This is a genomic window from Burkholderia sp. Bp9031 (assembly GCF_003857965.1).
Lineage (GTDB): Bacteria > Pseudomonadota > Gammaproteobacteria > Burkholderiales > Burkholderiaceae > Burkholderia > Burkholderia ambifaria_A.
The window spans coordinates 55019-80485 of sequence record NZ_QTPW01000009.1 but is presented as its reverse complement, the minus strand read 5'-3'; the positions used below and the strand labels follow the sequence as shown (position 1 = coordinate 80485).

Here is a 25467-nt window from a genome sequence, read left to right as displayed (position 1 = left end):
TATTCCAGACATGACGCACAATCATCCCGCCCCCCTGCTCGTCGAACTGCTGACCGAAGAGCTGCCGCCGAAGGCCCTCGCGCGCCTCGGCGACGCATTCGCCGAAGGCCTCGCGCAACGCCTCGCGGCGCGCGACCTCGTCGAAGGCGAACTCGTGTTCGAACGCTACGCCACGCCGCGCCGCCTTGCGGTCGTCGTGCAGAACGTGCGCGCCGTCGCGCCTGAAAAGCAGGTCCGCGAAAAGGTCCTGCCCGTATCGGTCGCGCTCGACGCCGAAGGCAAGCCGACCGCCCCGCTCGCGAAGAAGCTCGCGGCGCTCGGCCACCCGAACCTGTCGATCGCCGATCTCGAGCGCGCACAGGACGGCAAGGCCGAAGCGTTCTTCGTCAACTATTCCGCGGCCGGCGCGACGCTCGCCGACGGGCTGCAGGCCGCGCTCGACGAGACGCTCGAGAAGCTGCCGATCCCGAAGGTCATGACCTACCAGCGCCCGGACGGCTCCGACGTGAAGTTCGTGCGCCCGGTGCATCGCCTGACGGTGCTGCACGACGATCGCATCGTGCCCGTCACCGCATTCGGCGTGGATGCCGGCGACACCACGCTCGGCCACCGCTTCCTGTCCGACGGCCTCGTCGCGATCCAGCATGCGCGCGCGTATGCCGACACGCTGCGCGACAAGGGCCGCGTGATCGCGCACTTCGCCGATCGCCGCGAAACGATCCGCACGCAGCTGAACGAACACGCGAACGGCGACACGGTCGTGATGCCCGAATCGCTGCTCGACGAAGTGACGTCGCTGGTCGAATGGCCGGTCGTCTATCCGTGCCGCTTCGAGGACGAATTCCTGCAGGTGCCGCAGGAATGCCTGATCCTCACGATGCAGACGAACCAAAAGTACTTCGCGCTGACCGACGTCGGCGGCAAGCTGCGCTCGCGCTTCCTGATCGTGTCGAACATCGATACGAAGACGCCGGGCGAGATCGTCGAAGGCAACGAGCGCGTCGTGCGCCCGCGCCTCGCCGACGCGAAGTTCTTCTTCGAGCAGGACAAGAAGAAGAAGCTCGCCGAGCGCGTGCCGCTGCTCGCGAACGTCGTGTATCACAACAAGCTCGGCTCGGCGCTCGCGCGCGTCGAGCGCCTCGAGGCGCTGGCCGGCGAGATCGCGCCCGCGATCGGCGCCGATGCCGCGCATGCGAAGCGCGCCGCGCGCCTCGCGAAGGCCGACCTGCTGACCGACATGGTCGGCGAGTTCCCGGAATTGCAGGGCACGATGGGCACGTACTACGCGCGTCACGACGGCGAACCCGACGACGTCGCGCTCGCGTGCGCCGAGCACTACCAGCCGCGCTTCTCCGGCGATGCGCTGCCGACCACGCCGGTATCGACCGCCGTCGCGCTGGCCGACAAGCTCGAGACGATCGTCGGCATCTGGGGCATCGGCCTCGCGCCGACCGGCGAAAAGGATCCGTTCGCGCTGCGCCGTCACGCGCTCGGCGTGCTGCGCCTGCTGCTCGAGAAGCAGCTGCCGCTCGATCTCGTGTCGCTGCTGCGCACGGCCCATGCACGCTTCGAAGGCGTGCCGGGCGTCGCCGAATCGACCGATGCGATCTTCGCGTTCTTCATGGACCGCCTGCGCGGCCTGCTGCGCGAACGCGGCTACTCGGCCGGCGAAGTCGATGCGGTGCTGAGCCTGAACCCGACGCGCGTCGACGATCTCGTCGCGCGCCTCGACGCGGTGCGCGAATTCACGCGCCTCGCGGAAGCCGAAGCGCTCGCGGCCGCGAACAAGCGGATCTCGAACATCCTGAAGAAGTCCGAAGGCGGCGCGAACGGCGCGGTGCAGCCGACGCTGCTCGTCGAGGCCGCCGAAAAGGCGCTGCACGAACAGCTCGCGGCCGTGACGCCGCACGTGCAGTCGCAGCTCGAGGCGCATGCATACACGGGCGCGCTGTCGGCGCTCGCCGCGCTGCGCGCGCCGGTCGACACGTTCTTCAACGACGTGATGGTCAATGCCGAGGATCCCGCGCTGCGCGCGAACCGTCTCGCGCTGCTGTCCGCGCTGCATCAGCAGATGAACTGCGTCGCCGACATCTCGAAGCTCGCCGCATAAGGGCCGAACGATGCCGACCAGCCTCAACCGCAAGCTCGTCGTCCTCGACCGGGACGGCGTGATCAACGTCGATTCGGACACGTTCGTCAAGACGCCCGACGAGTGGATCGCGCTGCCCGGCAGCCTCGAGGCGATCGCACGGCTCAACCACGCGGGCTATCGCGTGGTCGTCGCAACCAACCAGTCCGGCATCGGCCGCGGGCTGTTCGACATGGCCGCGCTCAACGCGATGCACCTGAAGATGCATCGCGCGGCGGCCGCGGTCGGTGCACGCATCGACGCGGTGTTCTTCTGCCCGCACGTGTCGGAAGATCACTGCGACTGCCGCAAGCCGAAGCCCGGCATGATGCAGATGATCGCCGAGCGCTTCGAGATCGATCCCGATCACACGCCGGTCGTCGGCGATTCGCTGCGCGACCTGCAGGCCGGCGTCGCGGTCGGCTTCCGGCCGCACCTCGTGCTGACCGGCAAGGGCAAGAAGACGCTCGCCGCGGGCAATCTGCCGGACGGCACGAAGGTCCACGACGACCTGCGCGCGTTCGCACTCGACTTCCTTTCACACGAACACGAGTGATGCGGCCGCCGCGCGCATCCTCCTTACAGTCAGACCCACGCCGATGCGCTTCGTCCGCTCCCTGCTGCTGCTGATCTACTTCATCCTGTACACGGTGCCGTACGCCACCGCGTGCTTCATCGCGTTCCCGTTCATGCGCCCCGACGCGCGCTACTGGATGGCGGCCGGCTGGTGCAAGTCGACGCTGTGGGTCGTGCGCTGGCTGAACGGCATCCGCTATCGGATCGAAGGGATGGAGAACCTGCCCGACGGCCCGGCCGTGCTGCTGTCGAAGCACCAGTCCGCGTGGGAGACGCTCGCGTTTCCAGCACTGATGCCCAAGCCGCTCTGCTACGTGTTCAAGCGTGAGCTGCTGTACGTGCCGTTCTTCGGCTGGGCGCTCGGGATGCTGCACATGGTCAACATCAACCGCAAGGAAGGCAAGAACGCCTTCGTGTCGGTGATCCGCCAGGGCAAGAAGCGCCTGTCGGAAGGCGCATGGATGATCATGTTCCCGGAAGGCACGCGCACGCCGGTCGGCAAGCAGGGCAAGTACAAGACGGGCGGCGCGCGCTTCGCGATCGAAACCGGCGCGCCGGTCGTGCCGATCGCGCACAATGCAGGTCGTGTGTGGCCGCGCAATTCGTTCACGAAGTTCCCGGGCGTCGTCACCGTGTCGATCGGCAAGCCGATTCCCGTCGACGGCAAGACGCCCGACGTATTGAACTCGCAGGTCGAAGCATGGATCGAAGCGGAAATGCGCCGCATCGATCCGGATTCGTATCGCCAGGCGGGCAATGCCGGCACGCGCGATGCCGCGCGAGTCTGACGCCCCCTAGGTTACAGCCGTTGCGTACGACAAAAAGAAGCGAACTGATGAAAAAGCGTCCGCGGCCACGGCCTGCCGTCGTGGCCCTCGATCATCGCCAGATGGACCTGCCGCTCTTCGACGGGCCGGCCGCGGCGTCGCCGGCACCGTCGGCGCCCGCCGCGCCGTCCACGCCGCCCGAAGCGGCTGCAGCTCCCGCGGTGCCCACGGCGCCGCTTGATCCGGGCCCCGCGCCCGATCGCTCTCGCGTCCGTACGTTCGCGCTCGACAGCCGCGTGCTCGAATACCGGCTCAAGCGCTCCGCGCGCCGCACGATCGGCTTCACGATCGACGGCAGCGGGCTGTCGATCACCGCGCCGCGCTGGGTCACGCTCGCCGACATCGAAGCGGCGATCGCCGAAAAGCAGCGCTGGATCTTCGCGAAGCTCGCCGAGTGGAAGACCCGCACCGAGCAGCGTGCGCTGCCGCAGATCGACTGGCGTGACGGCGCGCAACTCCCGTATCTCGGCAAGACGGTCACGATCGCGCTCGGCGCGGGCGCCGTCGCATTCGACGCCGACGCGCTGCGGCTGTCGCTGCCGCTGCCTGCGCAGGCGGACATGCAGCAGATCAAGGATCGCGTGCAGGGCTGGCTGCAGGGCGAAGCGAAGCGGATCTTCGGCGAACGCCTCGTGGTCTATGCGGAAAAGCTCGGCGTCACGTATTCGATGTATGCGCTGTCGTCAGCCGCGACGCGCTGGGGCAGTTGCTCGAGCGACGGCAAGATCCGGCTGAACTGGCGGCTGATCCATTTCCCGATGTCGATCATCGACTACGTCGTCGCGCACGAGCTGTCGCACCTGCGCGAGATGAACCACAGCCCGGCCTTCTGGCAGACCGTCGAATCGATCTTCCCGGAATTCCGTGAAGCGCGGCACACGCTCAAGCATCACCCACCCGAGCTGCTGCCGTCGCTGTAACGCGATCGGTCGCACCGAACATGCAAACGGGCGATGCGGATTCCTCCGCATCGCCCGTTTTCGTTGCCCGCGACACGCATCGTGCGCCGCGAGCCGCTCATCCCGCGCTCAGTGCGCCTTCTTCTGGATGAACTCGATCTTGTAGCCGTCCGGATCCTCGACGAACGCGATCACGGTCGTGCCGTGCTTCATCGGGCCCGCTTCGCGGGTCACCTTGCCACCTTGCGCCTTGATCCTGTCGCAGGCCGCGTAGGCGTCGTCGACTTCCAGCGCCAGGTGGCCGAAGCCGTTGCCAAGATCGTAGGCCGGCGTGTCCCAGTTATGGGTCAGTTCGATCACGGTACCCGTGCTTTCGTCCTCGTAGCCGACGAATGCGAGTGTGAACTTGCCTTCCGGATAGTCGTCGCGGCGCAGCACCTTCATGCCGAGCAATTCGGTGTAGAACTTGATCGAGCGGTCGAGATCGCCGACTCGCAGCATCGTATGCAGCAATCGCATGTGTTGTACTCCTGTGGGGACTTTCCAGAACCGGAAATTCTACCGGAGTCACGTGAATCCCGCCGCCGGCGCCCGGCCTGCCGCCGACCGATAAACGGATACCGAGCATCCGCACGACAAGCCCGACGCCCGTACACCGGTAGAAACCAACCTGCTTGCCTGCCCCCGTCGCCCCCGCCGATCGGGTAACATCGTCCCACCTCGCACCAAAAGCGGGCATGCCGTCCGCCGCCGGAACGCGACCACCCTCCCATCCTGTTCAGCCACACTGCCTGCCGTGCGAAACCGCCGACTCAAGCGTGCCGGACGCGCCGTCCGTCCGCCGCTGCCGCTTCCCATGTCCACCCCCCTCTCCCGCCGCATCGGCGAGGTCCGCCGATGACCGCGCTCGCCGGGTCGTCCGTGCGCCGCGCGCTCGACACGCGTGCCGTCTGCGTAATGCTGCTGCTGTGCGCGATCTGGGGCTTCCAGCAGGTCGCAATCAAGAGCACGAACGCCGCGATCCCGCCGATGTTCCAGGCCGGGCTGCGCTCGGTGATCGCCGCGCTCCTGCTGTGGGGCTGGGCGCGCTCGCGCGGCACGCCGCTGTTCCGCGCGGACGGCACGCTCGGTGCGGGTATCGCGGCCGGCGCGCTGTTCGCCGGCGAGTTCATCTGCGTGTTCTTCGGGCTGACGCTGACGAGCGCGTCGCATATGGCGATCTTCCTGTACACGGCACCGTGCTTCACGGCGCTCGGCCTGCACCTGTTCACGCCGGGCGAGCGGCTGCAGCGCGTCCAGTGGACCGGCGTCGGCCTCGCGTTCGCCGGCATCGCGCTCGCGTTCGCGGACGGCTTCCTGAAGCCGCGCGCGCCCGGCGCGTCGGTACTGGCGGGGCTCGCCGGCGACGCGCTCGGCATCCTCGGCGGCGCGATGTGGGCCGCGACGACGGTCGTCGTGCGCTCGACGTCGCTCGCGCGGGCCAGCGCGAGCAAGACGCTGTTCTACCAGTTGGCGGTTTCGGCCGTCGTGCTGGTCGTGCTCGCGGCGCTGCTCGGCCAGATGTCGTTCGCGCGGGTCACGCCGCTCGCGCTCGCGAGCCTCGCGTACCAGTCGGTGATCGTCGCGTTCGTCAGCTATCTGTCGTGGTTCTGGCTGCTCACGCGCTACAGCGCGTCGCGACTGTCCGTGTTCACGTTCCTGTCGCCGCTGTTCGGCGTCGCGTTCGGCGTGCTGCTGCTCGGCGAATCGGTCGGCTGGCGCTTCATGTCGGCGGCCGCGCTGGTGCTGACCGGGATCGCGCTCGTCAACGCGCCGCCGCGCCGGCGCGCGTAGCGCCGCGCGGCCGCCGTCCCGCATCGATGAAATGGACGAAAACGGACGAAAGCGGCCCGGGAAAATAAAAAGGCTGCCCGTCAGGGCAGCCTCGTGAACCTCGAGCCGGCATGCGACGCGCGCGTTGCCCCTACTCCGCGGCCTTGCGCACCTTCGCGAGCGCCTGCGCGACGCCGACATACTCGGCCACGCTCACGTCTTCCGCGCGTCGCGCGAGATCGAAGCCGAGCCCGTCGAAATCGATCGTCTCGCGGTAGTCGCCGAGCGTATTGCGCAGCATCTTGCGGCGCTGCGAGAACGCGGCCGTGACGATTTCGCCGAGCAGCACGGGATCGACGTCCGGCAGTTCGTGCGGCTCGTACGGAATCATCCGGACGATCGCCGAATCGACCTTCGGCGGCGGCTGGAACGATTCCGGCGGCACGTCGAGCATCTTGTCCATCACGTAGCGGTACTGCAGCATCACCGACAGCCGCGAGAACGCCTTCGTGCCCGGCTCCGCGACCATCCGTTCGACGACTTCGTTCTGCAGCATGAAGTGCTGGTCGATCACCGCGTCGGCGAACGTCATCAGGTGAAACAGCAGCGGGCTGGAAATGTTGTACGGCAGGTTGCCGACGATCCGCAGCGACGGCTTGTCGCCGGGTGCCGCGAGCGAGCGGAAGTCGAACGCGAGCGCGTCGCCCGCGTGCAATTCCAGCAGCGCGCCGAAACGCTGCTGCAGGCGGCCGATCAGGTCGCGGTCGAGCTCGACCGCATGCAGCGGCGACTCGGGCGTCGCGAGACGCGCGATCAGCGGCTCGGTGAGCGCGCCGAGCCCCGGGCCGATCTCGACCATTCGCTGGCCGCGCGCGGGGCCGATCGTCGCGACGATCGAGTCGATCACGCCGTGATCGACGAGGAAGTTCTGCCCGAAGCGCTTGCGCGCGAAGTGGCCTTGGTGCTGTCTGCTGTTCGACATCGACTGAGAAAAACAAAAAATGCGACGAATAAAGTCAGGCCTGCGCCCGTGTGCGTCAGGACGCGCGGCGATGGCGCGCCATCGTGACGGCCGTGTCGAGCGCGGCGACCATGCTGCCCGGATCCGCGCGGCCCGTGCCGGCCAGATCCAGCGCGGTGCCGTGATCGACCGACGTGCGGATGATCGGCAGCCCGAGCGTGACGTTGATGCCCTCGCCGAACGTCGCATACTTCAGCACGGGCAAGCCCTGATCGTGGAACATCGCGAGCACGCAATCGGCGTCCTCGAGATGGCGCGGCTGGAATAGCGTGTCGGCCGGATACGGGCCGCGCGCGTCGATGCCCTGCGCTTTCGCGCGCGCGAGCGCCGGCGAGATCACGTCGATTTCCTCGCGGCCGAGGTAACCGTTCTCGCCCGCGTGCGGGTTCAGCCCGGTCACGAGGATGCGCGGCGCCGCGAGACCGAAGTCGCGCCGCAGGTCGCGATCGACGATCGCCAGCGTCTCGACGAGCCCGTCGATCGTCAGCGCGGCCGACACGTCCTTCAGCGGCAGGTGCGTGGTCGCGAGCGCGACGCGCAGCGGCCGCTCGCCCGTACCTGCCAGCATCATGACGACGCGCGGCGTGTGCGTGCGTTCCGCCAGGTATTCGGTATGGCCGGTAAACGGCACGCCGGCATCGTTGATCGTGCTCTTCTGCAGCGGTGCGGTGACGATCGCGTCGAACCGGCCCGCCACCGCGCCATCGATCGCGGCATCGAGCAGCCCGAGCACGTAGCGGCCGTTGGCCGCGTCGAGCTTGCCCGCCTGCGCGGGCACGGCAAGCGAATGATGCTCGACCGACACCGACCCGCCACCGGCGAGCACCGCCCGGTCGGCCCCGACGGCCGCCGCACGCGCATCGAGCAGCGCGGCATCGCCGAGCACGGTGAAATGCGCGCCGGGCCAGCGCCGTGCGGCATCTCGCAGCGCCTGCACGGTCAGCTCCGGGCCGACCCCCGCGGGTTCGCCAGTCGTGATCGCGATCTGCAGCGCGGATGCCGTCATGTGAAGCTCGCTCAGTTCGCCGGGCCGACGCCGCCGATCTTGTACTGAACGTACGACGAATCGCGCAGTTCGCGCAGCCAGTCGGCATACGCCTGCTCGGCCTTGCGCTGGCCGATCGCCTGGCGTGCGATATCCATCTGCTGCTGCACCGAGCCTTCCGCCTCGCGGCGGTCGATCACCTGGATCAGGTGATAGCCGTACTCGGTACGCACCGGCTGGCTGATCTGGCCGTCCTGCAGGTTGTTCATCGCGCGCTCGAATTCCGGCACGGTCTCGCCCGGGCTGATCCAGCCCAGATCGCCGCCCTGCGACGCGGAACCGTCCTGCGAGTAAGTGCGCGCGAACTTCGCGAAATCGCCGCCGGCCTCGACCTGCTTGCGGATGTCCAGCAGTTGCTGACGCGCCTGGCCTTCCGACTTGCCTTCGCCGACGCGCAACAGGATGTGGCGCACGTGCGTCTGGACGATCTTCGGTGCCGCGGCGGTCGCGCCCTGGCTCTGGCGGCGGTCGACGAGGCGCACGATCTCGAAGCCGTCCGGCACGCGGATCAGCGTCGGGTTGACCTGGCCCGGGCGCAGCTTCGATGCGGCTTCGACGACGTCGGCCGGCAGCGCGCTCGGCGCCTTGAAGCCGAGGTCGCCGCCCTTCTTCGCGTCGTTCGCTTCCGAATTGTTCTTCGCGAGCTTCTCGAAATCGGCGCCCGACGTAGCCTGCTGCAACAGCGCGTCGGCCTTCTTCTGCGCCGCTTCGATCTCGGCCTGCGGCGCGTTGGTCGGCGCCTTGATGAAGATGTGCTGGAAGCGCAGGTCCTGCTGCTGCGATGCGTTCGGCCCGCGCTGGCTCGCGATGTAGTTCGCGACCTCGGCGTCCGACACGGTGATCTTGCCGTCGACCTCGCGCTCGCGCAGCTTCGACAGCATCAGCTCGGTGCGCGCGTCGCTCGTGAACACGCTCCAGGGCACGCCCTGCGCCTCGAGACGCGCGCGATACTGTTCGAGCGGCATCCCGTTCGCCTGCGCGAGGCGCTGCAGCGTGGACTGCACGGTCGCGTCGTCGACGCGGATCCCGTCGTCCTTGGCCTTCTGCACCTGGATGCGTTCGAGCACCATCTGGTTCAGCACCTGCGCGCGCAGCTGGTCGGCCGGCGGCACGGGCGCGTTCTGCTGCTGCAGCCGGCGCGAGATCAGGCCGACGCGCTGGTCGAGTTCGCGGCCCGTGATCACGTCGTTGTTGACGACCGCGACGACTTCGTCGGTGAGCTGCGCGCCGTGCGAACCGAGCGCCTGCGCCGCGGCCGGCGCGGCGGCGAGCAGCGCGGCGGACGCGGCGAGGCTGGACACGACTGCCGCGAAACGAAGGGTTTTCTTCATTGCCACTGATACTCCATTGAAATCGTGCTAACCGGTGCAGACAAGCCGGCGTTACTCGTAGTTGCTGAAGCGGGACATCGGCGGCGGCGCGGACGGCAGCGGCGTGTAGCCCGGCACCCCGGCGCGGAATGCGGCCACGAGACCGTTGTCGACGCTCGACAGCCCCTTCAGCGTCAGCTGCATCATGAATCGCGTCGACGAGTTCTGCTGCCCCGACGTGTTCACGCCGTTCGCATAGCGCTGGACACCGACCCCGAGCGCCCAGCAATCCGCGTCGTATTGTAAGCCGAGCAGACCATCGACGATCCGGTCGCCGGCCAGGTCGTAGTTGAAGCGGCCGATCGCATACAGGCGGCGCGTGAGCGGCCATTGCGCGGACACCAGGAACTGGTTGATCGGCTGGTTGTCGAGCGTCGTGTTCGCCCGCGTATAGCGGTAGCCGACGTTGATCACGCGGCGCTCGCCCGGGCTGAAACCGAAACCGATGCTCGACTTCACGAGCTGGTTGTTGTTCTGGTTGTACTGGAACGCCGTCTCCGACATGAAGCCGGAGCCGAGCTTCAGCGCGGCGCCGACGATCAGGTCGGAGTGGCGCGCCTGCACGGCGCTCTGGCCCGAGTTCAGCGTGACGCGCTGGTCGGCGAAGTAGTACTGCTGCGCGACCACGAAACGCGCGCGTTCGTCGCCGGTGCGCGGATCGATGAAGCGCGACGTCAGGCCGGCCGTGATCCGGTTCGCGTCCGCGATCCGGTCGTTGCCGACGAACGTGTTCGGCTGGTAGATCTCCGCGAGGCCGAAGTCCGATTCCGCGGTGTCGAACAGCGGCGCGTTCGACTGGTCGCGATACGGCGTGTACACGTAGTACAGGCGCGGCTCGAGGGTCTGGATGAAGTCCTGGCCGAACAGGCGCACCGAGCGGTCGAAGATCAGGCCCGAGTCGAAGCTCACGGTCGGGATCGACTCGGTGAAGCGCTTCGGGCTGTTCGGTGTGCTCGACGACAGGTAGTTCAGGTCGTACGACGCAAAGTGGTACTGGACCTTCGGCACGACGAAGTAGCCAGGGCCGTACACGCCGTACGCGATGTACGGGTTGAAGACGATCCGGTCGCCTTCGGTCGCATCGGCGGTCGTGATGCGGAACCGCGAATAGTCGGCTTCCGCGCCGAAGTCGAAGCCGCCGACGTTGTACTTCGTGTACTTCACGTTCAACTGCGGTTCGCGGCTGTACGGCGCGATCGACGGCGGCAGCGTCTGCCAGTGCTGGTAGCGCGCGAGCACCGACCACGGGCCGTTGTTGTACGTGAGGCCGGCTTCCTGCTGGTACAGCGTCTGCGTCCCGTTGATGAACTGGTTCATCGACCCAAGGTCTTCGGGATACGTGTTGTCCGAGACCTTGTTGAAGTAGACGTAGCCGCCGAAACCGCCGCCGAAGTTCTGCTGGTGCTGCCAGTAGATCGCGTAGCGGTCGCGGTGCGCGAGCCGGTCGTCCGGCAGGTAATTGGCCGTAAACGTGCCCGAATACGTCGGCGACAGGTAGCGGAACGTCGCTTCGGTCTGCACGCCGCGCCGCGAGATGATCCGCGGCGTGATCGTCAGGTCGCGGTTCGGTGCGATGTTGAAGTAGTACGGCAGCGTCAGCTCGAACCCGTTGTTCGAGTTCATCGAGAACGTCGGCGGCAGCAGGCCGCTGCGCCGCTCGCCCGACAGCGGGAACGTCATCCACGGGCTCGCGAAGATCGGCACGCCCTGGAAGAACAGCACGCCGTTGCGCGCGGTGCCTTCGTCGGCACCCGTATCGAAGTCGAAGCGGCTGCCCTTGATGTACCACGCGGGGTTCGTCGAGCACTGGCACGCGGTGTAGGTGCCGTTGACGAACACCGAGCGCTCGCTGTCGAGCAGGTCGACGCGCTCCGCGCTGCCGGACCCGCCCGTCACGTTGAAGTGATACTTCGGCGCCGTCATGAAGCCCTGATTCGCCTCGACCTTCAGATGCGCTTCGGGGCCCGCGAACGACGTGCCGCCGTTGATCACCTTGACCTGGCCGTACGCATCGGCCATGTCGGTATCCTGATCGTAGTGGAGCGCGTCGGCCTTCACGACCGCGTCGCCACGGCGCAGCTCGGCCGAGCCCTTCGCGGCCAGGTCCTGGTCGGCCGTGCCGCTCGTATGGTCGGCGATCACGAAGGTGGCCGGCTTCGCACCGTCCTTCAGCGGATGATCCTCGAGCTGCGGGGCGAGACGCAGGTCCCACGGCGAGTCGAGCGGCTGCGGCTGCGCGGCCGCGCCCGACAGCTGCGCGTACGACACGGCCGGCACCAGGCCGGGCACGGCCAGGAGTGCGAGCGCGAGCCGCCGTTTGCGCGGCGCCCCGTCACCGGGGAAGACATTCGGGAATAGCGGTTTGGGCGGCATCTATCGTTTGGCGAATCGCCCCTTGTCAACCGCACCTGCACGGCACATTCGCGCGCGGCGGGCCGCGCCGTCGCACCGCGACTGCGGCTGTGCGCAAACCGGGGAGGCGATCGGGCGGACGGCGCGACAGGCGGTGGGCCTGCACGGCGGAAGCTGACGCGGGGCGCGTCAAAAAAGTCGTAGGGTATTATATGGCAAGACGTTCCCCCCTCCGCCGAGTTTCATGACGCCCCCATCCGCCGCATCCCAGCCCGACGCCCGCCTCGAAGCGCTTACCGCGTGGCTGCGCCCGCTCGCCGAGCGCTTCGCCCTCGACCTGTCGACCCTCGCGCCCGCGTCGTCGGACGCCAGTTTCCGCCGCTATTTCCGTGTCGCGTCGGCCACGAGCCCCGGCGGCTCGCTGGTCGCGGTCGACGCGCCGCCGCCCGAGAAGTGCCGCGAATTCGTCCAGGTCGCGCAGCTGCTCGCCGCGGCCGGCGACCACGTGCCCGACGTGCTGGCCCATGACTTCGACGCAGGCTTCATGCTCGTGACCGACCTCGGCCGCACGTCGTACATCTCGGTGCTCGATCCGGCCGACCCGGTCGCGGCACGCCCGCTGATGCGCGACGCGCTCGACGCGCTGATCCGCTTCCAGCTGAGCTCGAAGCCGGACGTGCTGCCGCCGTTCGACGAGGCGTTCCTGCGCCGCGAGATGGAGCTGCTGCCCGAATGGTTCGTCGGCCGGCACCTCGGCAAGCCCGTCACCGACGCGATGCGCGGCACGCTCGACCGCACCTTCGCGCTGCTGGTCGCGAGCGCCCATGCGCAGCCGCAAGGTTTCATGCTGCGCGATTTCATGCCGCGCAACCTGATGGTCTGCGAGCCGAACCCGGGCGTGCTCGACTTCCAGGACGCCGTGTACGGGCCGCTGACGTATGACGTCGTGTCGCTGCTGCGCGACGCGTTCATCAGCTGGGATGAGGAGTTCGAGCTCGATTGCTTCGCGTACTACTGGGAAAAGGCGAAGAAGGTCGGCCTGCCGGTCGACCCGGATTTCGGCGAGTTCTACCGTCAGCTCGAATGGATGGGGCTGCAGCGCCACATCAAGATCCTCGGCCTGTTCGCGCGCATCAACTACCGAGACGGCAAGCCGCACTACCTGAACGACCTGCCGCGGTTCCTGACCTATGCGCGCAAGGTCGCGCTGCGCTACCGCCCGCTCGTGCCGTTCGCGAAGCTGCTCGACGAGCTCGAGGGCAAGGCGGCGGCCGACGTCGGCTATACGTTCTGACCGCCCTCACCGTCCCCACCTTCAGCCGAACATGAGCACTACCCTGACCACGGCGATGATCTTCGCCGCCGGGCGCGGCGAACGGATGCGCCCGCTGACCGACACCCGCCCGAAGCCGCTGCTCGAAGCGGGCGGCAAGCCGCTGATCGTCTGGCAGATCGAAGCGCTCGCACGCGCGGGCGTCGAGACGATCGTGATCAACCACGCATGGCTCGGCGAACAGCTCGAGACGACGCTCGGCGACGGCTCGCGCTGGGGCGTGCGGCTCGCGTATTCGGCCGAAGGCGAAGCGCTGGAAACCGCCGGCGGCATCGCGCAGGCGCTGCCGCTGCTCGAACGCGACGGCCAGCCGATGGTGTTCGCGGCGGTCAGCGGAGACGTGTTCTGCGCATTCGACTACCGGACGCTGGCGTCGCGTGCGGCCCCGATGGCCGCGCTCGACGCGCCGGCGATGCATCTGGTGATGGTGCCGAACCCGCCGTTCCACCCGACCGGCGACTTCGCGCTCGGCAGCGACGGCCACCTGTCGCTCGACGGCGCCGCACGGCTCACGTTCGGCAACATCGGCCTGTACGACACGCGGATGTTCCGCGATCTCACGCCCGGCACGCGCCGCGCGTTGACGCCGTACTATCGCGCGGCGATCGAGGCCGGCCTTGCGACCGGCGAATTGTATGAAGGTATCTGGGAGAACGTCGGCACGCCCACGCAGCTCGGCGAGCTCGACGCGCGGCTGCGCGCCGCCGCGGGCTGATCGTTTCGCGGCTGACCGCGCCGGGTCACCCGGCGCGGCAGCCAATGACCGGAAAGACCGATAACGGTCCGCTCGATCGGCGGCAGGCCGACCCGGGGATCGAATACCGCGGACGCTCCGCCGGGTCACCCGGCCGTGTTGGCGGCGTAACGCCGCCCGATCCCGGACAGCCGGCAAACCATCCGCTCCCGCCGCGCGGCAACCACGCTCACGCGGCCTCGGCCGCCTCCCCGCCCGCTGCCGCGCGCTGCTGCTGCAGCGCCCACATCTGCGCGTACAGCCCCTCGGCGCGCACGAGTTCGTCGTGCGTGCCGCGCTCGACGATGCGCCCGTGGTCCATCACGAGGATCTGCTGCGCATGCACGACCGTCGACAGCCGGTGCGCGATCACGAGCGTCGTACGATGCCGCGCGATCTGGTCGAGCTCGTGCTGGATCGCGCGCTCCGAGCGCGAGTCGAGCGCCGACGTCGCCTCGTCGAACAGCAGCACCGGCGGATCCTTCAGCAGCGTGCGCGCGATCGCGACGCGCTGCTTCTCGCCGCCCGACAGCTTCAGCCCGCGCTCGCCGACCGGCGTGTCATAGCCCTTCGGCAAGCTCTCGATGAAGTCGTGGATGTGCGCGGCGCGCGCGGCCGCGATCACTTCGTCGCGGCTCGCGGTCGGCCGGCCGTACGCGATGTTGTAGTAGATCGAGTCGTTGAACAGCACGGTATCCTGCGGCACGATCCCGATCGACGCGCGCAGCGAGTCCTGCGTGACGTCACGAATGTCCTGGCCGTCGATCCGGATCGCGCCGCCCGCCTGCCGGTCGAGATCGTAGAAACGGAACAGCAGCCGCGACAGCGTCGACTTGCCGGACCCGCTGTGACCGACCACCGCAGTCGTCGTGCCCGCGTCGATCGTAAACGTCACGTCGTGCAGGATTGGGCGCGACGCCTCGTACGAGAAGTTCACGTGCTCGAAGCGCACCTGCGCGCCGGCCACCGCGAGCGGCCGCGCGTCGGGCGCGTCCGCGACTTCCTTGGCGGACGACAGCAGCCCGAACATCCGGTCCATGTCGGTGAGGCTCTGCTTCAGTTCGCGATACACGACGCCGAGAAAATTCAGCGGGATGTACAGCTGCAGCATGAACGTGTTGATCAGCACGAGATCGCCGAGCGTCAGCTTGCCTGCCAGCACGCCCTGCGTCGCGCGCCACAGGATGAACACGAGCCCGGTGCCGATGATCGCCTGCTGGCCGAAGTTCAGCACCGACAGCGAGTTCTGCGAGCGGATCGCGGCCTTGCGATAGCGCTTCAGGTTCTCGTCGTAGCGCTGCGCCTCCCACTCCTCGTTGCCGAAGTACTTCACCGTCTCGTAGTTGATCAGCGAATCGATCGCCCGCGAGTTCGCGCGCGAATCGAGCTCGTTCATCGTGCGGCGAAAGTGCGTGCGCCAGTTGGTGACCTTCACGGTGAACACGATGTACGTGACGAGCGCCGCGAACGTCACGTACGCGTAATAGGCCTCGTACTTGACCACGAAGAAGCCGAGCACGAGCCCGACCTCGACGAGCGTCGGCAGGATGCTGTACAGCGAATAGGAAATCAGTTGCTGGATGCCGCGCGTGCCGCGCTCGATGTCGCGCGACATGCCGCCCGTCTGGCGCTCGAGATGGAAGCGCAGCGACAGCCCGTGCAGATGCCGGAACACCTGCAGCGCGAGCTGGCGCACCGCGCTCTCGGTGACCTTCGAGAACAGGATCTCGCGCAGCTCGGTGAAGAGCGACGTCGACAGCCGCACGAGCGCATACGCGACGACCAGCAGGCCGACGCCGCCCGCGAGCACGATGCCGGCCGACTGCTCGGCGCGGCCGAGCGCGGTGAGCTGCTGCACGGCGGACAGGTGATCGACGATGCGCTTCATCACGACCGGCACGCCTAGGTTCGCGACCTTCGCGCCGATCAGGCAGCCGAGCGCGAGCGCGACGCGCCATTTGTAGGTGGCCAGGTACGGCAGCAGCGACCGGATGGTCTGCCAGTCGTTGCGGGGCCCGGTCGGAGCCGGCGGCGGCTCGCCGGAAGCGGAATATCGGCGCATGGGGGGAAGGATCGGCGGCGGTGCCGGACGCGTGCTGCGGCGGCCGACTCACCCGCTTTCTCGTACAATTTGCGAACGTTGTATTGTCGCAGAAGCCGCTTCGCGCCGCTGCCGGCGGCCACGCCGGCCGGCCTGCGCGCGGCGGCGCATTTATTACAGGATGAAAGCCCCGCCATGACCGATTTGACCCTCGAACTTCCGCAAAAGCAGCCCGCGCTGCGCGTCGTCCCGCAACCGCACGACGCGAACGTCCATGGCGACGTATTCGGCGGATGGATCATGTCGCAGGTCGACATCGCCGGCTCGATTCCCGCGAGCCAGCGCGCGAACGGCCGCGTCGCGACGGTCGCGGTCAATTCGTTCGTGTTCAAGCAGCCGGTGTTCGTCGGCGACCTGCTGAGCTTCTACGCCACCATCACGCGCACCGGCAACACGTCGGTGACGGTCGACGTCGAGGTGTACGCGCAGCGCATGCGCCTGATGGGCGAAATCGTGAAGGTCACCGAAGCGACGCTCACCTACGTCGCGACCGACCCCGACCGCAAGCCGCGCCAGCTGCCGCCGCTCTGACCCGCACGCGCCGCGCTGTGGCGTTGCCCGCGGGTGTCAGTGCATGGCCGTCAGCCCGAACTCCCGCATCGCGGGCAGGAAGTCGTGGTTGAGCTTCGGCTTGCGCGACAGCTTCATCAGTACGTAGCGCTGGAACGGCGCGAGCCGCTGCCACTGCGCGAGCGCGGGCGCCGGCAGCCCGGCCAGCGCGCTTTGCTGCACGAGCGCGTCCGGCACCGTGTCGGTCGCACGCCAGCTCGGCTGCTCGTCCGGCTGGAACCACGACGGTTCGAGGTCGGCATGCGTGCGCAGCATTTCGAACAGCGCGTGATCGAAGTTGGGCTCGATCGCGGTGTCCTCGTCGGCCGGAAAGCGCGCGAGCAGCTTGCGGTCCTCGAGCGGCAGCAGCTGCCACTGCTCCAGTGAAATCCGCAGACCGAAACGGTCGAGATTGAAACGCACGATCATCGGGATGTACGTCAGGTTTTCCGACGAATCGTGTTCGAAATTGAATAGCAGCGGAGCGTCGCTGAGTCCCATGGTCGTTACCTGAGTGGCGGATGCCGGCGCGGCCGGCCTGCCTGAGGTATTTTAGAACCTCTGCGCGCGAGCGGCGCACACGATCGTCGCCGCCCCCGCTTCGAATCAACGGGAGTGCTCGTGAATCCGACTGAAACAGAAGAACCGCGCGGCGCGATCGAGCTGTCCGTGCGCCGCACGCGCGGCGGCGCGGTCGAAACCGCGCACGACTACGTGGGCCAGGAATGGCCGGTCGCGCTGGTCTTCAACGGCATCTCGCACGCGGTGATGATGTGCACGCCGCGCGACCTGGAGGCGTTCGCGGTCGGCTTCGCGATCTCGGAAGGGATCGTCGAGCGCGGCAGCGACATCAAGGACATCGAGGTGATCCTGCACGCCGACGCGCCGCTGCCGCATGCGGAGGTGCACCTGGAGGTCGTCCAGCAGGCGTTCGCCGCACTGAAGGACCGCCGCCGCGCGCTCGCGGGCCGCACCGGCTGCGGCGTATGCGGGATCGAAAGCATCGACCTGCTCGATCTCGCGCCCGAACGGGTGCCCGACACCGGCTTTCTCACGCGCCTCGCGCCCGACGCGCTCGCGCGCGCGGCGCACGCGCTGCCGGCGCATCAGGCACTCACGCGGCTCACCGGCGGCCTGCATGCGGCCGCGTGGTGCGACGCAACAGGCGCGATCCGGATGGCGTTCGAGGATGTCGGCCGCCACAACGCGCTCGACAAGCTGATCGGCTCGCTCGTGCTGGCGCGCGCCGACGCGACCGACGGCTTCGTGTTCCTGTCGAGCCGCGCGAGCTACGAGCTCGTGCGCAAGTCGGCGCGGGTCGGCATTCCGATGGTCGCGACGATCTCCGCGCCGTCGTCGCTCGCGATCCAGATCGCGAAGGCGGCCGGTTTGCGCCTCGTCAGCTTCTGCCGCGAAACCGGTCATGTCGATTACGGCACGGCCTGACGCCGCCCGACCGGGCGCGCCGATGCGTTCCCGCCGGCGCGGCCCGCCACGTCAGTCGAACTGACGGAAATCCGGCTTGCGCTTCTCGAAGAACGCCGTCATCGCCTCGCGTGCTTCCGGCGCGCGCAGCATTGCGGAGAAGTGGCCGGCTTCCTCGGTCATCCGCGCGGCAACCGCCACCCCGCCCGTCTCCTTCAGCAGTGCCTTCGTCACGCGCAGCGACGACGCCGGCAGCGCCGCGAGCTTCGCGGCCTGCTTCGCCGTGAATGCGTCGAGCTCGGCGGCCGGCAGCACACGATTGACGATACCGATCCGGTGCGCCTCCAGTGCGTCGAACGCTTCGCCTAGCAGCAGCTTTTCGGCGGCGACCTGATGGCCGGCCAGGCGCGGCAGCAGCACGCTCGATGCGGCTTCCGGGCACAGCCCGAGCTGGGCGAACGGCAGCGAGAACGTCGCGGTGTCGGCCGCGTAGACGAGATCGCAGTGCAGCAGCATCGTCACGCCGACGCCGATCGCGAGGCCCGGCACTGCGGCGACGATCGGCTTGGTCGCGCTGCTGATGCGCGCGAGAAACTGGAACACCGACGCGTTCTCGTCCTTCGGCGGCGTCTTCAGGAAATCCTCGAGATCGTTCCCCGCGCTGAAGTTGCCGTCGCTGCCGCGCAGCAGGATCACGCGGATCGCCTTGTCTTCCTGCGCGTCGGCGAGCGCATCGGCCATCGTCTGGTACATCGCCGCCGTCAGCGCGTTCTTCTTCGCCGGGCGCGCGATCGTGATCGTCATCACGCCGTCGGCGCGTTCCACTTGAATTTCGGCCACAACCGTCTCCTTTGACTTCCTCTACCGGAATGAAAAAACGGTGCGCGAGCTCGTGGCCCGCGCACCGTCGTCGCTTTTCGTCGCGTCCCGCTTACAGGCGTTCGATGATGCCCGCCGCACCCATGCCGGTGCCGACGCACATCGTGACCATCCCGTACTTCAGGTTGCGGCGGCGCAGGCCGTGCACGACGGTCGCCGCGCGGATCGCGCCGGTCGCGCCAAGCGGGTGACCGAGCGCGATCGCGCCGCCCATCGGATTGACCTTCGACGGGTCGAGGCCGAGATCGCGCATGACCGCCAGCGACTGCGCGGCGAATGCCTCGTTCAGCTCGATCCAGTCGAGATCGTCCTGCTTCAGGCCCGCGGCCTTCAGCGCGGCCGGAATCGCCTCCTTCGGGCCGATGCCCATGATTTCCGGCGGCACGCCGCGCACCGCGAAGCTCACGAAGCGCGCGAGCGGCGTCAGGTTGAATTCCTTGAGCACCTTCTCCGACACGACGAGCAGTGCGCCCGCGCCGTCCGACGTCTGCGAGCTGTTGCCGGCCGTGACCGAGCCCTTGTTCGCGAACACCGTGCGCAGCTTCGCGAGGCCTTCGATCGACGTATCCGCGCGCGGACCTTCGTCGAGCGCGATCTCGCGCGTCTTCACGTCGACAACGCCTGTCGCGAGGTTCGGGAAACGCTCGGTGATCGTGTACGCGGCGATTTCGTCGGCGAATTCGCCGGCCTGCTGCGCGGCGAGCGCCTTGCGGTGCGATTCGACCGAGAACGCGTCCTGGTCTTCGCGGCTCACCTTCCACTGCTCGGCGACGCGCTCGGCGGTCAGGCCCATCCCGTACGCAATGCCGAAGTCTTCATTGCGATCGAAGATGTGCGGCGACATCGACGGCTTGTTGCCCATCATCGGCACCATGCTCATCGATTCGCAGCCGCCCGCGAAGATCGCGTCCGATTCGCCGACGCGGATGCGGTCCGCCGCCATCGCCAGCGCCGTGATGCCCGATGCGCAGAAGCGGTTGACCGTCACGCCGCCGACCGTCTGCGGCAGGCCCGCGAGCAGCGCGCCCATGCGCGCGACGTTCAGGCCCTGCTCGGCTTCCGGAATCGCGCAGCCGATGATCGCGTCCTCGATCAGCTTCGTGTCGAAGCCGGGCACCTGCGCGACCGCCGACTTGATCGCGTGAACCAGCAGCTCGTCGGGGCGCGTGTTCTTGAAGACACCGCGCGGGGCCTTGCCGATCGGGGTGCGGCTGGCGGCGACGATGTATGCGTCTTGCAGTTGTTTGCTCATTTGAGACTCCTTGCCTTATCCGCTCGCTCAGTTACGCACCGGCTTGCCGGTCTGCAACATGCCCATGATCCGTTCCTGCGTCTTCTGCGTGCCGAGCAGCTCGACGAACGCGCGGCGCTCGAGCGCGAGCAGCCACTGCTCGTCGACGAGGCTGCCGGCTTCGACGTCGCCGCCGCACACGGCTTCGGCGATGCGGCTCGCGATCAGGTAGTCGTGGTCGCTGATGAAGCGGCCGTCACGCATGTTGACGAGCGAGGCCTTGATCGTCGCGATTGCCGAACGGCCTGCGACCGGCACGTCCTTCGCGCGCAGCGGTGCGCGGTAGCCGACGGCGGCCAGCGCGCGCGCTTCCTTCTTCGCGGTGTCGAGCAGTTCGAACACGTTGAAGATGATCGTGTCGGACGGCTTCAGGTAACCCATCGCGCGCGCATCGTGTGCCGACGACGACACCTTCGCCATCGCCGCGTTCTCGAACGACTTCGTGACGAACTTCAGGATGTCGGTGGTCGCGTTCGCGGCCGTGGCGGCATCCGCCGCGCGCAGCGCCGCTTCCTTCAGGCCGCCGCCCGCCGGCACGAGGCCGACGCCTACTTCGACGAGGCCGATATAGCTCTCGACGTGCACGACGCGCTTCGCGCTGTGCAGCATCAGCTCGCACCCGCCGCCGAGCGCGATGCCCGACACGGCCGCCACCACCGGCACGTTCGCGTACTTCACGCGCAGCATGCCTTCCTGGAACTTCTTCACGAACGGCTCGATGCCCTTCGCGCCGCCCATCATGAACGCGGGCATCGCCTCCTCGAGGTTCGCGCCGGCCGAGAACGGGCCGCCCGGCGTGCCGAGCTTCAGCGACGTCGGCTGCCAGATCACCACGCCCTTGTAGTCCTTCTCCGCGAGTTCGATCGCCTGCACGAGGCCGTCGATCACGCTCGGTCCGATCGTGTTCATCTTCGACTTGAACGACACGATCACGACGTCGTCTTCACCCACACGGTCGTCAACCCACGCGCGCACCGCGTCGGTTTCGAACAGCGTCTTGCCGTACGTCTTCGGATCGGCGCCGGCTTCGCCGACGAGCGGCGCGCGGAACACCTGCTTGCCGTAGACGGCGAGGTCCGAACGCGGCACGAAGCGCTGCGACGCCGGCGCCCACGAGCCTTCGGCCGTGTGCACGCCGCCCTTCTCGGCGACCACGCCTTCGAGCACCCACGACGGCAGCGGCACGTTCGCGAGCGCCTTGCCGGCCGCGATGTCTTCCTGCACCCACTCGGCGACCTGCTTCCAGCCGGCGGCCTGCCAGCCTTCGAACGGGCCTTCGTTCCAGCCGAAGCCCCAGCGGATCGCGAGGTCGACGTCGCGCGCGTTGTCGGCGATCGACTCGAGATGCACGCCGATGTAGTGGAACACGTCGCGGAAGATCGACCACAGGAACTGCGCGTGCGGATGATCCGTTTCACGCAGCAGCTTCAGGCGTTCCGCCGGCGGGCGCTTCAGGATGCGGCCGACGGTTTCGTCCGCCTTCGCGCCCGAATCCACGTAGGTGCCCGTCTTCGCGTCGAGCACCTTGATCGCCTTGCCTTCCTTCTTGTAGAAGCCGCCACCCGTCTTCTGGCCGAGCGCGCCCTGCTTCACCAGCTCGGCGAGCACGGCAGGCGTCTGGTAGACCGGGAAGAACGGATCGTCGGCGAGGTTGTCCTGCATCGTCTTGATCACGTGCGCCATCGTGTCGAGGCCGACCACGTCCGCGGTGCGGAACGTCGCCGACTTCGCGCGGCCGAGGCGGCTGCCCGTCAGGTCGTCGACTTCGTCGAAGCGCAGGCCGAACTTCGCGGCCTCGGTGATCACCGCGAGGATCGAAAAGATGCCGACGCGGTTCGCGATGAAGTTCGGCGTGTCCTTCGCGCGCACGACGCCCTTGCCGACGATGCTCGTCAGGAAGGTTTCGAGCTGGTCGAGGATCTCCGGGCGCGTATGCGCGGTCGGGATCAGCTCGACGAGGTGCATGTAGCGCGGCGGGTTGAAGAAGTGTACGCCGCAGAAGCGCGACTTCAGCTCGTCCGAGAAACCTTCGGACAGCTTCGTGATCGACAGGCCCGACGTGTTGGTCGCGAAGATCGCATTCGGCGCGATGTGCGGCGCGACCTTCTTGTACAGGTCGTGCTTCCAGTCCATCCGCTCGGCGATCGCTTCGATCACGACGTCGCACTCGGCAAGCTTCGCGATGTCGTCTTCGTAGTTCGCGGCTTCGAGGTACTTCGCATCGTCCTTCACGCCGAACGGCGCGGGCGACAGCTTCTTCAGGTTCTCGATCGCCTTCAGCGCGATCGCGTTTTTAGGGCCTTCCTTGGCCGGCAGGTCGAACAGCAGCACCGGCACGCGCGCGTTGACGAGGTGCGCGGCGATCTGCGCGCCCATCACGCCGGCGCCCAGCACGGCGACCTTGCGAATCAGGAAATTGCTCACGGGATGTCTCCGGATAGTGTCGTGCAGCGCGGGTTGTGAGGGCTGCACGGCGAAGTGAGTACCAGGAACCGTTGCGTTCGGGCGGCGCGCGGCGCGCCCCGCCCGGACTCGCGTCAGAACAGCGATTCGTCGACTTCCATCAGCGTCTTCGAACCGGCGCGCGCGGCGCGGATCGTCGCTGCCGTCTCGGGCAGCAGGCGCGCGAAATAGAAACGGGCGGTGGCGAGCTTCGACTTGTAGAACGGATCGCCCGACGCTTCCTTGTCGAGCGCGAGACGCGCCATGCGCGCCCAGAAGTACGAGAACACCAGGTGGCCGACGGTGCGCAGGTACGGCACGGCGGCGGCGCCGACTTCGTCCGGGTTCTGCATCGCCTTCATGCCGATTTCCATCGTCAGCTTCTGCACCTTGTCACCGATGTCGGCGAGCGGGTTGATGAACTCGGCCATCTCCGGCTTCACGCCTTCGGCTTCCGCGAATTCGGTGACGAGCTTGCCGAACTTCTTCAGCTTCGCGCCCATGTCGCCGAGCACCTTGCGGCCCAGCAGGTCGAGCGACTGGATCGAGTTCGTGCCTTCGTAGATCATGTTGATCCGCGCGTCGCGCACGTACTGCTCCATGCCCCACTCGGAGATGAAGCCGTGGCCGCCGTAGATCTGCATTGCGTGGTTGGTCGACTCGAACGCGTTGTCGGTCAGGAACGCCTTGATGATCGGCGTGAGCAGCGCGACGAGGTCGGCCGCTTCCTTGCGCACCGCTTCGTCAGCGTGCGACAGTTCCTTGTCGATCTGCAGCGCGGACCAGTATGTGAACGCGCGCGCGCCTTCGGCGTAGGCCTTCTGCGTGAGCAGCATGCGGCGCACGTCCGGGTGCACGATGATCGGGTCGGCCGGCTTGTCCGGTGCCTTCGGGCCCGTCAGCGAGCGCATCTGCAGGCGCTCCTTCGCGTACGTCAGCGAGTTCTGGTAAGCGACTTCCGTGAGGCCGAGGCCCTGCATGCCGACGCCCAGACGCGCGGCGTTCATCATCACGAACATCGCGTTCAAGCCCTTGTTCGGCTCGCCGACCATCCAGCCCTTCGCGCCGTCGAGGTTCATCACGCACGTCGAGTTGCCGTGGATGCCCATCTTGTGCTCGATCGAGCCGCACTTGATGCCGTTGCGCTCGCCCGGCTCGCCCGCGGCGTCCGGAATGAACTTCGGCACGATGAACAGCGAGATCCCCTTCGTGCCTTGCGGCGCGTCCGGCAGGCGCGCGAGCACGAGGTGGATGATGTTCTTCGACATGTCGTGCTCGCCGCTCGAGATGAAGATCTTCGTGCCGCTGATCGAGTACGAGCCGTCGACGTTCGGTTCGGCCTTGGTGCGCAGGATGCCGAGGTCGGTGCCGCAATGCGGCTCGGTCAGGCACATCGTGCCCGTCCATTCGCCCGACACGAGCTTCGGCAGATATTGCTGCTGCAGTTCCGGCGTGCCGTGCGCGTGCAGGCACTCGTAGGCGCCGTGCGACAGGCCCGGATACATCGTCCATGCCTGGTTCGCCGAGTTCAGCATTTCGAAGAGCGCGTTGTTCACGAACGCGGGCAGGCCCTGGCCGCCGTAGTCCGGATCGCAGCCGAGCGCCGGCCAGCCGGCCTCGACGTACTGCTGATACGCTTCCTTGAAGCCGGTCGGGGTCTTCACGACGCCGTCGCCTTCATACGTGCAGCCTTCGCGGTCGCCGACCTGGTTCAGCGGGAACAGTACCTCGGAGCAGAACTTGCCCGCTTCCTCGAGGACCTGGTTGATCGTGTCGGCGTCGAGGTCCGCATGCTTGGGCATTTGCTTGACTTCGGCTTCGACGTTCAGAAGCTCGTGCAACACGAATTGCATGTCGCGCAGCGGCGCGGCGTACTGTCCCATGACTCTCTCCAAAGGTGGGCAAAACGGCTCGAGCTCCTGGCGGGCGGGTCACGCGCCGCTAACGGCTCTCGCTCTGATACGAAACAATCGTCTTTTCCAGCGCGGCCCACGTGAGGCGCACGGCATCCGGCGAATGCAGGAAGCGTGCGTCGTGATGCAGGCCGAGCGTGAAGCTGTACAACTCGAAGAGCATCAGGTCCGGATCCGTATCCGCACGCAGATGGCCTTCTTCCTTCGCCTGCGAAATGGCACGCAGCATCGCGGCACGCCAGGCCGTCACGCTCGCGATCAACTGCTCGCGCACGGGGCTGTCAGGCCGGTCGTCGTACTCGACGGCACCGCTGATGTAGATGCATCCGGTCGTCACCTCCTGGATGCGCTTCTCCGTCCAGCGGGCCAGCATCGCCCGAAGGCGCGGCAAGCCTCGCGGCTCGCGCAGGCTCGGAAAGAACACCTCGTTTTCGAAACGATGGTGATACTCGCGGACGACCTCGACCTGCAGGTCTTCGCGCGATCCGAAGTGCGCGAACACACCGCTCTTGCTCATCTGCATGCGCTCGGCCAGGAGGCCGATCGTCAGCCCCTCCAGCCCGTCACGGCTGGCGAGGTCCAAAGCAGCTTCAAGTATCGCGGCACGCGTCTGTTCGCCTTTTCGCATAGCTTTTTCTGTAACCGTTCGGGGGTTCGAATAAAATCGAACGGCCGTACTATTATTGAGTGCGGCCGCTCGCGAAACAAGGAAATTATTAGAAACCGGTGTCTAACCGAGCCGCTATTTTGCGCGATTCCGGCGGGACCGGA

21 protein-coding genes are annotated in these 25467 nt (G+C 67.5%); 9 read left to right on the top strand and 12 right to left on the bottom strand.

Annotated features, from left to right (window positions below; all coding sequences use genetic code 11):
- The first annotated feature begins 10 nt into the window (after window positions 1–10).
- Genes glyS through DIE15_RS14450 form a run of 4 tightly spaced genes read left to right on the top strand, consistent with a single transcriptional unit; the run spans window position 11 to window position 4451 of the window.
- Window positions 11–2110 (top strand): glycine--tRNA ligase subunit beta, encoded by a 2100-nt coding sequence (gene glyS / locus DIE15_RS14465; protein ID WP_124833636.1) that lies wholly within the window; start codon window positions 11–13, stop codon window positions 2108–2110.
- Between the two features lie 10 nt (window positions 2111–2120).
- Window positions 2121–2684, top strand: coding sequence for a D-glycero-beta-D-manno-heptose 1,7-bisphosphate 7-phosphatase (gene gmhB, locus DIE15_RS14460; RefSeq protein WP_057926607.1), 564 nt, complete (start codon window positions 2121–2123; stop codon window positions 2682–2684).
- 43 nt (window positions 2685–2727) lie between these two features.
- Window positions 2728–3492: a 1-acyl-sn-glycerol-3-phosphate acyltransferase gene (locus DIE15_RS14455; protein WP_057926606.1), complete on the top strand. Its 765-nt coding sequence runs from the start codon at window positions 2728–2730 to the stop codon at window positions 3490–3492.
- Window positions 3493–3539: 47 nt separating this feature from the next.
- The gene (locus DIE15_RS14450) at window positions 3540–4451 is read left to right on the top strand and encodes a M48 family metallopeptidase (protein WP_057926605.1); all 912 of its coding nucleotides are present in this window, start codon (window positions 3540–3542) and stop codon (window positions 4449–4451) included.
- 108 nt (window positions 4452–4559) lie between these two features.
- Here DIE15_RS14450 and gloA read toward each other — a convergent pair whose 3' ends face one another.
- On the bottom strand, window positions 4560–4949 hold the full coding sequence (gene gloA, locus DIE15_RS14445; RefSeq protein WP_057926604.1) for a lactoylglutathione lyase: 390 nt from the start codon (window positions 4947–4949) through the stop codon (window positions 4560–4562).
- 378 nt (window positions 4950–5327) lie between these two features.
- On the opposite strand from gloA, the gene DIE15_RS14440 reads away from it, so the two are divergent.
- Window positions 5328–6263 (top strand): DMT family transporter, encoded by a 936-nt coding sequence (locus tag DIE15_RS14440; RefSeq protein ID WP_124833635.1) that lies wholly within the window; start codon window positions 5328–5330, stop codon window positions 6261–6263.
- A 130-nt stretch (window positions 6264–6393) separates the two neighbouring features.
- Here the strand turns inward: DIE15_RS14440 and rsmA are convergent, their stop codons facing one another.
- The 4 genes from rsmA to DIE15_RS14420 are packed head-to-tail and all read right to left on the bottom strand — an operon-like array spanning window position 6394 to window position 12051.
- Window positions 6394–7224: a 16S rRNA (adenine(1518)-N(6)/adenine(1519)-N(6))-dimethyltransferase RsmA gene (gene rsmA / locus DIE15_RS14435; protein WP_057926602.1), complete on the bottom strand. Its 831-nt coding sequence runs from the start codon at window positions 7222–7224 to the stop codon at window positions 6394–6396.
- A 55-nt stretch (window positions 7225–7279) separates the two neighbouring features.
- Window positions 7280–8269, bottom strand: a complete 990-nt coding sequence (gene pdxA, locus DIE15_RS14430; RefSeq protein WP_124833634.1) for a 4-hydroxythreonine-4-phosphate dehydrogenase PdxA — start codon at window positions 8267–8269, stop codon at window positions 7280–7282.
- A gap of 11 nt (window positions 8270–8280) precedes the next feature.
- Window positions 8281–9639, bottom strand: a complete 1359-nt coding sequence (locus DIE15_RS14425; RefSeq protein ID WP_124833633.1) for a peptidylprolyl isomerase — start codon at window positions 9637–9639, stop codon at window positions 8281–8283.
- 51 nt (window positions 9640–9690) lie between these two features.
- Window positions 9691–12051, bottom strand: coding sequence for an LPS-assembly protein LptD (locus tag DIE15_RS14420; RefSeq protein ID WP_057926599.1), 2361 nt, complete (start codon window positions 12049–12051; stop codon window positions 9691–9693).
- A gap of 223 nt (window positions 12052–12274) precedes the next feature.
- Between DIE15_RS14420 and DIE15_RS14415 the strand changes: the two genes are divergently transcribed.
- Both DIE15_RS14415 and murU read left to right on the top strand, forming a co-directional pair.
- Window positions 12275–13324, top strand: a complete 1050-nt coding sequence (locus DIE15_RS14415; protein WP_124833632.1) for an aminoglycoside phosphotransferase family protein — start codon at window positions 12275–12277, stop codon at window positions 13322–13324.
- A gap of 31 nt (window positions 13325–13355) precedes the next feature.
- Window positions 13356–14078, top strand: a complete 723-nt coding sequence (gene murU, locus DIE15_RS14410; protein ID WP_057926597.1) for an N-acetylmuramate alpha-1-phosphate uridylyltransferase MurU — start codon at window positions 13356–13358, stop codon at window positions 14076–14078.
- Between the two features lie 208 nt (window positions 14079–14286).
- Here the strand turns inward: murU and DIE15_RS14405 are convergent, their stop codons facing one another.
- A complete protein-coding gene (locus DIE15_RS14405) occupies window positions 14287–16158 on the bottom strand; it encodes an ABC transporter ATP-binding protein/permease (protein ID WP_124833631.1) in 1872 nt (623 codons plus the stop codon).
- 174 nt (window positions 16159–16332) lie between these two features.
- On the opposite strand from DIE15_RS14405, the gene DIE15_RS14395 reads away from it, so the two are divergent.
- Complete coding sequence (locus tag DIE15_RS14395; RefSeq protein ID WP_057926595.1) at window positions 16333–16728, top strand: acyl-CoA thioesterase; 396 nt, start codon at window positions 16333–16335, stop codon at window positions 16726–16728.
- Between the two features lie 36 nt (window positions 16729–16764).
- On the opposite strand, the gene DIE15_RS14390 is transcribed toward DIE15_RS14395, so the two are convergent.
- Window positions 16765–17247 carry a nitrate reductase associated protein gene (locus DIE15_RS14390; RefSeq protein WP_057926594.1) on the bottom strand — a complete coding sequence of 161 codons (483 nt, stop codon included), beginning with the start codon at window positions 17245–17247 and terminating at the stop codon, window positions 16765–16767.
- A 114-nt stretch (window positions 17248–17361) separates the two neighbouring features.
- On the opposite strand from DIE15_RS14390, the gene fdhD reads away from it, so the two are divergent.
- Window positions 17362–18192, top strand: coding sequence for a formate dehydrogenase accessory sulfurtransferase FdhD (fdhD, locus tag DIE15_RS14385; RefSeq protein WP_124833630.1), 831 nt, complete (start codon window positions 17362–17364; stop codon window positions 18190–18192).
- 51 nt (window positions 18193–18243) lie between these two features.
- On the opposite strand, the gene DIE15_RS14380 is transcribed toward fdhD, so the two are convergent.
- From DIE15_RS14380 to DIE15_RS14360, 5 genes are all read right to left on the bottom strand, one after another.
- A complete protein-coding gene (locus DIE15_RS14380) occupies window positions 18244–19011 on the bottom strand; it encodes an enoyl-CoA hydratase (RefSeq protein ID WP_124833629.1) in 768 nt (255 codons plus the stop codon).
- Window positions 19012–19102: 91 nt separating this feature from the next.
- Window positions 19103–20302 carry an acetyl-CoA C-acyltransferase gene (locus DIE15_RS14375; RefSeq protein WP_124833628.1) on the bottom strand — a complete coding sequence of 400 codons (1200 nt, stop codon included), beginning with the start codon at window positions 20300–20302 and terminating at the stop codon, window positions 19103–19105.
- A gap of 27 nt (window positions 20303–20329) precedes the next feature.
- Window positions 20330–22765, bottom strand: a complete 2436-nt coding sequence (locus DIE15_RS14370; protein WP_124833627.1) for a 3-hydroxyacyl-CoA dehydrogenase/enoyl-CoA hydratase family protein — start codon at window positions 22763–22765, stop codon at window positions 20330–20332.
- Window positions 22766–22878: 113 nt separating this feature from the next.
- Entirely contained in the window at window positions 22879–24666 is a 1788-nt protein-coding gene (locus tag DIE15_RS14365) for an acyl-CoA dehydrogenase C-terminal domain-containing protein (RefSeq protein ID WP_057926590.1), read from the bottom strand.
- A gap of 58 nt (window positions 24667–24724) precedes the next feature.
- Entirely contained in the window at window positions 24725–25324 is a 600-nt protein-coding gene (locus DIE15_RS14360; protein WP_006751498.1) for a TetR/AcrR family transcriptional regulator, read from the bottom strand.
- Window positions 25325–25467: the final 143 nt, after the last annotated feature.